Source organism: Parasulfitobacter algicola, from assembly GCF_013315265.1.
GTDB classification, from domain to species: domain Bacteria; phylum Pseudomonadota; class Alphaproteobacteria; order Rhodobacterales; family Rhodobacteraceae; genus Parasulfitobacter; species Parasulfitobacter algicola.
In genome coordinates this window covers 1-9,577 of record NZ_JABUFE010000031.1, presented here as the reverse complement: position 1 = coordinate 9,577, position 9,577 = coordinate 1, and the positions used below count along the sequence as shown (strand labels likewise).

The window sequence follows — 9,577 nt, the reverse complement described above, 5'->3', positions numbered from 1 at the left end:
GTCCATAATATAGTGCAGTAACCGCCCCACCCTGCGGCTCTCACTCATGTCCAATAAGGTTGCCTTATCGGACGCAATCGGGATAGACTTAGAAACATGAGCAAATTACCCAAAAACGAGCCGAAACCACCCCTTTCCGATCTGCCTGAGACCGAGATTTCCACGGCAGTGTCCCACAGCCTATCGATCGCAACTCAGCGCGACGAGAGGGATCGTCTTAAAGCCGCATCGACCGATGATATGCACGATATCGATCTTGACGAGCTTCTGGGTGATGAAGCAGGCGACGATAAGTTGGACAATCAAGCAATCGCCCTGCCCGATCATGTCGCCGGCTCAGGCTCCCTCGACAGGCTTGTCGACCAGGCGCGTAATTACGCCGAAGCCGCCACGGCCGAAAACACCAACAAGGCCTACAGGGCGGACTGGAAGCACTTTGCGAGCTGGTGCCGTCGCAAGGGTGTCGATGCACTGGTCCCCTCCCCTGCTGTGATCGGTCTTTACATCACCGACTGCGCCAAGCCGCAGGACGGATCCTCTGCCCTCTCTGTCAGCACGATTGAGCGCCGCCTGTCCGGCATCTCGTCGAACTATCGCCAGCGCGGACTCTATCTCGATCTTAAAGATCGCCACATCGCCTCGGTCTGGGCCGGGATCAAACGCCAACACAGCAAACCACCTGTGCAGAAGGAACCGGTGACCCCTGAAGAGCTGCTCAAGATGGTCGCCGCACTGACATTCAGCCTGCGTGACATGCGCGACCGGGCCATCCTTCTTATCGGATATGCGGGCGGGATGCGCCGGTCAGAAATCGTTGGGCTGGACGTCAACCGGGATGAGACCGAAGACGGCCGTGGCTGGGTCGAGATCGAGGACGAAGGTGCGATTGTCATCCTCAGCACCAAGACCGGGTGGAAGGACAAAGAGATCGCCCGCGGCTCGTCCGAGCAAAGCTGCCCCGTACATGCCCTCGAGCAATGGCTCCACTTCGCAAAGGTCGCCCATGGTCCGATCTTCCGGCGGGTGCTGCGGGACAATTCTGGAGTGGAAACGGATCGCTTATCCGACAAACACGTCGCTAGGCTTATCAAGCGCACGATGCTCGACGCCAATATTCGATCCGAACTGACCGACAAGGAACGCCTGGCTCTCTTCTCGGGTCATTCGCTCCGCTCCGGCCTCGCCTCTTACGCTGAAGTCGATGAGCGCTACGTACAAAAACATCTGGGTCACGCATCCGCAGAGCAGACCCGGGTCTACCAGCGCAGACGGGATCGGTTCCGAGTGAACCTGACCAAGGCCGCCGGGCTCTAGCCGTAGATCTGCGCCAGCGCCCTTCGTTGGACCTCATCACGCGCCTGCCCTCTCACTCAAGCGACCGTAGAAGCTGCGATCAAGATGCAATTCGCCATCCTGCGCCTTCTGCACCATGCCGCGCAGATACCCACCGGGTGAATTGACCTCACCGGCAGCATGTTTGTCGTAGATCAAGGCGATCGCCGCCGCTGCGACCTCGGCTCCAAGCGCTTTTTGGGCCACATTCCAGGCGTGTTCCGAGATGCCGACCATCGGTCTGATCTTGCCTGCGGCGCGGTGGACCCCGTTCCAATCGCGGATGTAACCTTCCAGCTCCCGCGCCATCTCGCCAAACTCCGGGCAGGTTGCCATCAGCGTCGGCACATCAATATCTGAACGGCGTTTGCGGGTCTGCATGCTCCACTCGCCTCCCAAGTCCACATCTTCCGGTCTCTCAACCGGCACATCGGTTGGGGTTCCTGGCTCTGCGCCCGCCGAGTGCTTTGTTTCAAAGCGATTACTGTTTACAGGATCAGGTTCGTTTGTAGTTAGTATGTGGGCCTCATTTTTGAGACTCCTGGGTATCAGATTCTTATAAATAAAGACAGCCTTATCGCTGTCTCCAGCATCCTTTGAGACCGATTCCACCGAACTTTCGGCCTCAGATCTGTCCGGCCAGTCGAACGCCGCCTCGAAGGCAGCCTCTACGCGCTCCTGTAAGGCCTTGAACCACTCGACGACGTCCATGAGCTTCTGTGAGTCAGCAGAGCGCTTAGGAAGCCGCTCCAGCATCACTCCGAACTCGTCTTGCAAGTCCTTCCAGGGCCCTCTCATGCGGCTCTCCATCGCTTTCTCGATCTTGGCACGGATGATACGACGCGTGATGGTGATCGTGTTACGCAGCGATTTGCAGAACTGACGCTCCTCTTGAAGCTGAGCATGCAGGGCCTCAAACTCCTCGGCACGCGCCGCCAGAGGCGCAAGGTCAAAGCCGTAGGCTTGCACGATGTAACCATCCTGGTCCCGCGCACCGTAGCGTTTGCCGTTGGGACTGTCCTTCATGGCGATGATCCCGACCTCACACAGCTGGCGGACGTGCCTTCTGAGTGTCGCCAGGGAAAATCCCGTCTGCTCCATGAGGAAGCTGTTGGATGCCCATACGATGGGTCTCCTGCCCTGTTCCCAGTCCTGTGGCTGTGTGACCGCCCCAAACGTGTCGAGAAGCAGCAAGTCCTGGGACTTGAGTCCGATCGCGGCCGCGACTTTCTTCGCCGCAACGATTGCCTGTGATTTGGGTACAGCTAGCCGTTCACCGGCTTGAGCATACTTTTCAGCTTGCACAAGGCCCGGTGTTGGCTTGCGCCAACCTGTATGTGTCATAATGGGTTTTTGACCTCCTCTGCTCGAAAGAAGGCAAAAGAATTGCGTTCACCGGATCGGTGTTTTGTTGACAACAATTTGCGGGAGGTGCTATCTAAAAGCTGCAACACAGATAGATCAGCTCTCCGTCCGCAAGGTGGGGGGCTTTTCTTTTGCCGTTAAATCACTACATATTTTTCCTGTTTCTAACCATGTATTTGGATCCTATGAGCCGTTGTTGCGGCCCCTGCCTCTTACTTGGATCCCTTGTTGTTCAAGTACTCAGCGATGATGTCGCTCAGCTCATTTAAGACGTCCTTGTCCAGGGCGAGACCAGAAGCCGATACAGACAGCTTCCCTCCCTGCCCAGACACAGAGAGCTTCTTATTCCCGATCTTCCTCTCAACCACGATTGCCTTCGACTTCGTCTTCTTTGTCGCAGGCTTGCTAGGCTTGTCCGTGACGTCTTTAAGGACACGTTCCAGGTCGCGATGGCTAAGCTCGTAGGCGTTTTTGCACGTGTGCAAAATCTGCTCCTGGGCCGCAAAAACAGCCCGGCCTCTCGAAACTGCGCTATCATGAATTCCAACGCGTTGGGCGAAATCTGATGCCTTAACCTTTTGGCCAGGATTGGCCTCTTGAAGGCGTTCAAACATTTCCCCGATGGCCACGAGTTGCTCAAAAGCGCTGAGGTTTTCTCGTTCCTCATTTTCACGAAACCGCATGAAGAGGGCTTCAAACTGCTCCTCTTCAGTACCCCTTTTGACTTGCTGGCCAAGCAATGCTCTTACGGGGCGGTTGAGGTCCTCGAGAATGGCATGTCGCCGACGCCCAACAATGAGGTGAAAATCAACACCTTCGACATTACCCGGTTCACGTTCATCTGGGCGCCAGTTGGGATCAGCGGGCCAAACGGTGATCGGTGTGTCTTGACCATTAGCTTCGATGCTGGTCTTCAACTTCGCAAAGGCTTCCTGATACCGCCAGTCGTCTCTTCGATCTGAGCCGATAACATCAACGATTTGGTCAGGCCATATCGTCAGTTCCTGTTGGCCACTCAAAATCATTTCAACCGATTGCGCGCGCTCTTGCTTTAGAAGCTTCTCAGCATCGGTTAACGCGCCCGCTTTCCAAGCACTGCCTGATCCGCCCAAACGTGGCTTTACACCCGAGCTGGATGCGCTTTGAACATCCGCAGGATTTTCTTCAGTACCAGAGGGTGCGACAGCTGCTTCCCTCTCGTCCTTTGGCTTTTTCTTGAGGATTGACCCGCTCAGAGTTCGCTTCATGCCTCGTCCTCCTCAAAACTATAGAAGTCTTCCATCCAGGCCTTCGCATAGCCTCGTTCCAGACCGGGCCAGAGCCTCTCCACGATAGCGTCGTTGACGGCATCCGCGTTTTCTATGAACTTATTGATGCCCTTCTTCTTACCTGGGGTATCGGGTTCGTATTCATAGACAGACTGGTAAACATCAGAAGCGTTCGAGATGGAATCAGAGCGTAGGTAGAAAACGGGTAAAACCTCATCCGGACAGTTTTCAAGCAGGTTGCCAACCTGCGTGAGGTCCTGCTCATTGGTCCGCTGAACAATTGTAGGAAGAAGCATGTGTGCCGCTCCGCCCATATCGATGCGATCGGTCGCAAAAATATGCCTGAGCATCGTCAACAACCCCGTGACAAAAGTCGAGAGTGTTGCGATATCAAAGCCCTTCATCGTCTGGGGTATGATCAGGGACGTAGACGCCATAACGTTGTTCAATTGAAAGAGCGTCAGTGCTGGCTGGTAGTCGATGATGATGCAATCCAGTGTTTCTGTGAGTGCCGCATCTAGTTTGTCCCGATCGACCTTTCCCCCTTGAGCGATCTCTTCTGGTCTCGTCTGTGGAACGTTACCTTCTTTCCAACGATCAATCGCATCTCGGAGAAATCTGTAGAAACGCTTACCGGGCGTATCACTCCTCAACATTCGCGCGATCTGGATTTCTCCCTCCGAAGTCTCGCCGTGCGCCGGAACAAGCCGCACGCCTGGCCAAGAAGTCTTCTTGAAAAACCCGTTCAGCGTCTCTGCATCATAATCCGTATAGGGGATGTTTTCGTCAGTTTGGAAAAGGCCCGCAAAGTCCACCATGGTCGGGGTGTCTTCGTTTGGTAGGGTAGGCATCTCCTCGCCGCCAACAAAATAAAGAGTGATGGTACTCTGTGGATCAGCATCCATCACGCCAACCCGCATACCGTAGTGCAAACTTAGATATTGAGCAAAATGGGCAGCGCTGAGTGATTTCGCAGTGCCACCTTTCTGGCTCGCGAAGGAGATAACCGGAAGCGGATCGTCGGCCTTTCTCCAAGCGAGAAAGTGTTCTGGTTTCTTCGCAGTCGCGGCCATAAGAGCCCGAATGTGCATGAGCTCTGTCAGAGTAAATACACGTTCGCGACCTACATGCTTTCCAGCAGGGAAGTCTTCATTGTCCTTGGCAAACTTTGTCAGGTGCTGGTGACTGATATCGAGAAACCGCGCGCACTGCCTCATCGACCAGGAACGCTTAATTCTCTCTCTGAGTGTGAGTTCCTTGTTAACCGAAACAAGGCTCCTATCCAGACCCCTCTCCAGCTCCTGCAGGAATTGCTCTATGCTGCCGCCCATCTTCACCGCTCTCCATCGATTCTCTTGTGGAATCGCTACGCCGACAAATTAGCACGGTTTTTATACTTTTGTATAGATACTGTACGCCTACCGGATTTTGACGCACGATATGGCCCTCTACCATGCGAAATCAGGTAATAATACTGCTTTTTGCACGCGTGCAAAAAATGGAAATACGAGCGTCCGAGCGCTTCTCCATAGACGACTATGTCAGCGGAAGGGTTTGGCCTCATCTCTCATTGCAAGGCCTGGTGAGTACTCCTCCATCGACCTCGGCCTTGTGTATGGCACAGCCGATCTACACCTACCCGTCAGTCTGGACTTCAGTAACCGGACCAGGCTTGCCAACGAGTAGTTCAGCTGTTCCGCCACACCAAACAACGTCCGCGCGATGACCAATATCAGAAACGTCCACCACCGAATATGGAACGCAAAGAATGCGATGAGGAAGATCAATCGCGCGTCAAAGAAAGCCAGAAGGGGCCTCGCCATGGCGTAGCGCCAATGGATTGTGGATCGGTAGATGTTGTAGAGCTCGTCGGGCATGAAGGACTACTTGGACCTGTCGCGGTTTGATGCCGCTCCTTTGATAGCATTTACTGCAACAAAGGAGACGAACTATGGGACTGAAACGGACGGACGAATTCCGCGCTGATGCGGTGCGGATCGCGCTGACGAGTGGGCTGAGCAGGAAGCAAGTGGCCTCAGATTTGGGTGTTGGGCTATCGACGCTGAACAAGTGGATCACTTCGCACCGGGACACAGAAGTTTTGTCAGATAAAGACCTTGATCTTGCCCGTGAGAACGAGCGGCTTCGACGGGAGAACCGCATTCTCAAGGAGGAGTATCCGTCTTGGTCAAGGCCGAGTTTCGGTCCACATTCGATTGCCGCGTAGCAAGGCATTTGCCATGACAAGCAGCTTGCGCATGATAGCGGTTAGAGCGACCTTTTTCTGTTTTCCAGCATCGATGAGTTGATTGTATTTTCTTGTCATATCTGGGTTCACGCGTGTGGCAACGAGTGCCGGCATGTACAGAGCCTTGCGCAGCTGGGCCCGACCACCTTGGATCCTCTCCTTGCCCTGCCATTTTCCTGAACTTTGCGAGACCGGCGCAAGTCCAGCCAGACTGGCCGCCTGCTTGTTATCCATATCTCCGATCTCCGGCATGTCGATCAAAAGCGTTACACTAAGCATTACGGTGAAGTTGAGGCGGAGGCTACAGCCGCAAAGCTACTTGCAAAGCCAGTTCTTGAGAAATTAATCAATGATCTAACTTAGGGCTTGCGACAGTACACGCGAACCGTTCGAACGCTTCTGTTCCGTTAAAAAGCTACCCGGAAGAGCGGCAGAAACCTGCCAAAACTGCAAAGTTTTTGCCGGGGGTTTTTGTCTAGCCTAAGCGGTTGATCTGGCATGGGGCAGGGCAGGGCGCCACAAACGACTCCTTATGATACGATCCTGCCCTCTACCGGAATCGACCCCATGGTTGTGGTCATCGAATTACCAAACCTCCGAGCCGGGATCGGTGCCGCGGCGATGATCGTCGGGCGCTTGGTGCAGCTGGTCTTTGGCGAGGTACCAGCCGTCGACGTCTGAATCCGGTATCCGATCGCGTTCCAACAATGCCGTTATCTCGGGTGTTGGTTGCATCACACCCTGCTCGATCAGTGCGTCGGCGACCTTCTGAATTCGCCACAGAAGCTGCCGATCCGATGGACCGCTTGCCGGGCCGAATTCCTGGAGGTCTTCCACGATCATACGCTGCATACGCGCCTGAAAATCTTCGGAAGGTGGGGGCGGTATCAGACCGCGGCGGAGCAGCACGTACAGTTCCTCTGCGTAGTCGGACGCCCTGACGCCGCGGATGTAGGACCAGGCAAAGGTTGATCCGAACGCCAGATGACTGGTCCGCGCGGTCAGCCACGGGTCGGCCCCTTGTTCAAGAAGAAAGGCCCGGGCGGGCAGGTTGCGAAAGGGCGCCTCGATCAAGGTCGCGTTTCCGTAATCACCGCCTGCTGTCGTGTCGAGCGCGCCGCCGTGGTCCAGATAGGCTTGCAGGAACGGAATGGCGGGGGTGCCATCGGCGAAGGTCTGGATGGCACGGGTGGTGTCGTTGAAGATTTCGCGGGAGGCGTTGTAGGCCATCAGGCTGCCCGACGCGTTCGGGTCGGCGCCCGCCTCCAGCAGGGCCCGTGTCCAGGCGTAGTTCTTGTGATTGACCGCTTCGGTCAGAAAGGTCGTGTGGGGCGGGCGCGAGACAGGGCGCAGTTTGAGGTCGATTTCGTCGCCGAGGGCGCGGAGCGCTTCGATCTGCGGTGCCTCGCCCGCGTAGAGATTGGCCAGTTCCGCACGCAGGGCCTCGCTGGCGTTCGGGGCCATGTTGGCGGCTTTCGTGCGGGCGTCGTCGTCATCGAGGCAGACGACGATACGTTCCAGGGTGTCGCGCATGGCTTGATCCTCGACCGGTGATGTTTGGGGGAAGGGTGCGTCGCTGCAACCGGCGCTCCGTTCGGGAAGGCAGGCGGCAAGGGCGAGCGATGTCAGCAAGACGACAAGTGCAGGAGCCAGCCGGCGCAGGTTAGTTGATCTTGACGACATCGGCATTGAGTTTGATCAGCTTGTCCGCGACTTCGAGGATAGTCTTTCCGTTGACCTCGATCGTGCCGTTGGACTTCATCGTGATGCGCGATTGACCGCAGACCAGTTTGATCTGATCGCCGGCCTCAAGCGTGATGGTGCGGCCCGCCTTTGCCACGTATAATTCTTGCCGACCGTCGTGTCCTTGTTCTGCGTGACCTCCTCGAAGTGATGCTCCTGAAGAGATAATGTTTGCAACGCCCACTGCGTAATTCTTAATATCGCGAAGTTGAAAACCATCGGAATCTCTACCGCCGCCGCCAATTCTTCGCTCTTCAAAGAATTCATCCCGGCCGGCGACTGTTTCGAAATCAAATTCTTTTTTCGATAAAAATGCGTCTAGCTCTTCTTTAGTGAATTCTACCACGATTAATCTCCTTGCAGCGTCATCAGATATTCGGCGATTTCGGGTGAAAATCGTATAATTATTTCCAGGGACTGTGCATTTATTGTCTTGGGCACATCTGTCTGAACCTTCTGTTTTATAAAGGTGACGACGTCGCTGGATGTGTTGTCAGAATAATCACCAATCTGATTTTCTTGCGAGAAACATGCATTCTCAATAGACCTACCGTCGTTCAAAGCGGCATTTACCTGAGTCGTCACGGAGCAAGTCGTGTCAACGACTCCTGCTTGTCGTAGAGCCGTGAACCACTGCTGCCCATTTTCCCAATCATGTGCAATTGGGCACAGTGCTATCGTTTCGGCCAAGCTACGATCGCCTTCTACAAGCGCTGCCTTGTCTGACAATCCCAGCCTAACAGGGCAGGATGTGATGTGACCGGCACAATCATAATCAGCACAATGATCTAAAAACAACGTCTGGCCCACTGCATTTTTCCAAACTGGTAGAAAGGTTAGGAATCTTTCCATGTCATTTGGCACATAGCCCGCGGCGGTTTCTGTTTGGCTGGCTACGACAAAATCAATCATACTAGAAATTTCAGCGGTCTGGCGCATTTTTGAAAGACGTTCACGTATTGATAGATCATTTTCAAAAAAAGAACGTTCTCCAGAGAATATAGCTGCTTGGAAAAGCGCAAAAACATCGTCCTGAGGTTCCGCATCCAAGAGCAATGTTGGATATTTGAAATCTACCAACGCCGCAGGGATGCGGTCAGGGTTTTCCTTCATAAAATGTTTCATACAGTCTTCATTAAGAATTGCCGCTAGTTCTAGCGGCGCGTTATCTTCCAAACCAATCGCTTGCCGGTTACAAACCGCGCCTGTCTCTTCTGATAATAAAAGGTACGCCACCAAGCTTGCCGCTACAACGCAAGTTAAAGCTATAGCACCCATTTTTTTCTTATCGGCCATTAGTTAAGATCGATCCTACCAGCATTTGCAATAATTGCCCTTCGCCCGTTTACTTTTATATCTAGGCCAGAGAGCTCAATTGTTCCGTCGGATTTCATGATAAAAGTCGGTGCTCCACACCGAAACTCTATTCTTTCAGCGACATGGGTTAAAAGAGATTCTTTCACCGTGACGTAGGAATTACGGGACTGTTGCATTAACCTGGCGTGTCAGCGAGATCTTTGCTTTTGAGGTTCGCCATGCCACGCAATCCCCGTTCAAACATCATCGCTTTCCGAAAGAGGTCATTCTGTGTGCGGTGCGGTGGTATCTGCGGTATCCACTG

General features: G+C 54.2%; 8 protein-coding genes and 2 pseudogenes. 2 read left to right on the top strand and 8 right to left on the bottom strand.

The features are described 5' to 3' along the window. Window positions 1-240 precede the first annotated feature (240 nt). Window positions 241-1,314: a tyrosine-type recombinase/integrase gene (locus tag HRQ87_RS19740; RefSeq protein WP_425501614.1), complete on the top strand. Its 1,074-nt coding sequence runs from the start codon at window positions 241-243 to the stop codon at window positions 1,312-1,314. A gap of 36 nt (window positions 1,315-1,350) precedes the next feature. Here HRQ87_RS19740 and repC read toward each other — a convergent pair whose 3' ends face one another. The 4 genes from repC to icmT form a co-directional block, all read right to left on the bottom strand. Continuing rightward, window positions 1,351-2,676 (bottom strand): plasmid replication protein RepC, encoded by a 1,326-nt coding sequence (gene repC, locus HRQ87_RS19735; RefSeq protein ID WP_174140165.1) that lies wholly within the window; start codon window positions 2,674-2,676, stop codon window positions 1,351-1,353. A 233-nt stretch (window positions 2,677-2,909) separates the two neighbouring features. Continuing rightward, window positions 2,910-3,944, bottom strand: coding sequence for a ParB N-terminal domain-containing protein (locus HRQ87_RS19730; RefSeq protein ID WP_174140164.1), 1,035 nt, complete (start codon window positions 3,942-3,944; stop codon window positions 2,910-2,912). Further along, the gene (locus HRQ87_RS19725; RefSeq protein WP_174140163.1) at window positions 3,941-5,296 is read right to left on the bottom strand and encodes a ParA family protein; all 1,356 of its coding nucleotides are present in this window, start codon (window positions 5,294-5,296) and stop codon (window positions 3,941-3,943) included. Before HRQ87_RS19725 ends, HRQ87_RS19730 begins: the two co-directional genes overlap by 4 nt. A 210-nt stretch (window positions 5,297-5,506) precedes the next feature. Continuing rightward, on the bottom strand, window positions 5,507-5,788 hold the full coding sequence (gene icmT / locus HRQ87_RS20725) for an IcmT/TraK family protein (protein WP_217430525.1): 282 nt from the start codon (window positions 5,786-5,788) through the stop codon (window positions 5,507-5,509). 128 nt (window positions 5,789-5,916) lie between these two features. Between icmT and HRQ87_RS19720 the strand changes: the two are divergent. Next, window positions 5,917-6,141 (top strand): annotated as a pseudogene (locus HRQ87_RS19720) (transposase); the annotation flags it as partial. Window positions 6,142-6,153: 12 nt separating this feature from the next. Here HRQ87_RS19720 and HRQ87_RS19715 read toward each other — a convergent pair. From HRQ87_RS19715 to HRQ87_RS19700, 4 genes and pseudogenes are all read right to left on the bottom strand, one after another. Next, window positions 6,154-6,486: pseudogene (locus tag HRQ87_RS19715) on the bottom strand (transposase); the annotation flags it as partial. 312 nt (window positions 6,487-6,798) lie between these two features. Then, window positions 6,799-7,746, bottom strand: coding sequence for an ankyrin repeat domain-containing protein (locus tag HRQ87_RS19710; RefSeq protein WP_174140162.1), 948 nt, complete (start codon window positions 7,744-7,746; stop codon window positions 6,799-6,801). A 130-nt stretch (window positions 7,747-7,876) separates the two neighbouring features. Next, window positions 7,877-8,302, bottom strand: a complete 426-nt coding sequence (locus HRQ87_RS19705) for a hypothetical protein (protein WP_174140161.1) — start codon at window positions 8,300-8,302, stop codon at window positions 7,877-7,879. A gap of 2 nt (window positions 8,303-8,304) precedes the next feature. After that, entirely contained in the window at window positions 8,305-9,252 is a 948-nt protein-coding gene (locus HRQ87_RS19700; RefSeq protein ID WP_174140160.1) for a hypothetical protein, read from the bottom strand. Window positions 9,253-9,577 lie beyond the last annotated feature (325 nt).

Coding starts and splice junctions, on each gene's coding strand:
- HRQ87_RS19730 (WP_174140164.1), bottom strand. CDS start 3,944: ATGAAGCGAACTCTGAGCGGGTCAATCCTCAAGAAAAAGCCAAAGGAC.
- HRQ87_RS19700 (WP_174140160.1), bottom strand. CDS start 9,252: ATGGCCGATAAGAAAAAAATGGGTGCTATAGCTTTAACTTGCGTTGTA.
- icmT (WP_217430525.1), bottom strand. CDS start 5,788: ATGGCGAGGCCCCTTCTGGCTTTCTTTGACGCGCGATTGATCTTCCTC.
- HRQ87_RS19710 (WP_174140162.1), bottom strand. CDS start 7,746: ATGCGCGACACCCTGGAACGTATCGTCGTCTGCCTCGATGACGACGAC.
- HRQ87_RS19725 (WP_174140163.1), bottom strand. CDS start 5,296: ATGGGCGGCAGCATAGAGCAATTCCTGCAGGAGCTGGAGAGGGGTCTG.
- HRQ87_RS19740 (WP_425501614.1), top strand. CDS start 241: ATGCACGATATCGATCTTGACGAGCTTCTGGGTGATGAAGCAGGCGAC.
- repC (WP_174140165.1), bottom strand. CDS start 2,676: ATGACACATACAGGTTGGCGCAAGCCAACACCGGGCCTTGTGCAAGCT.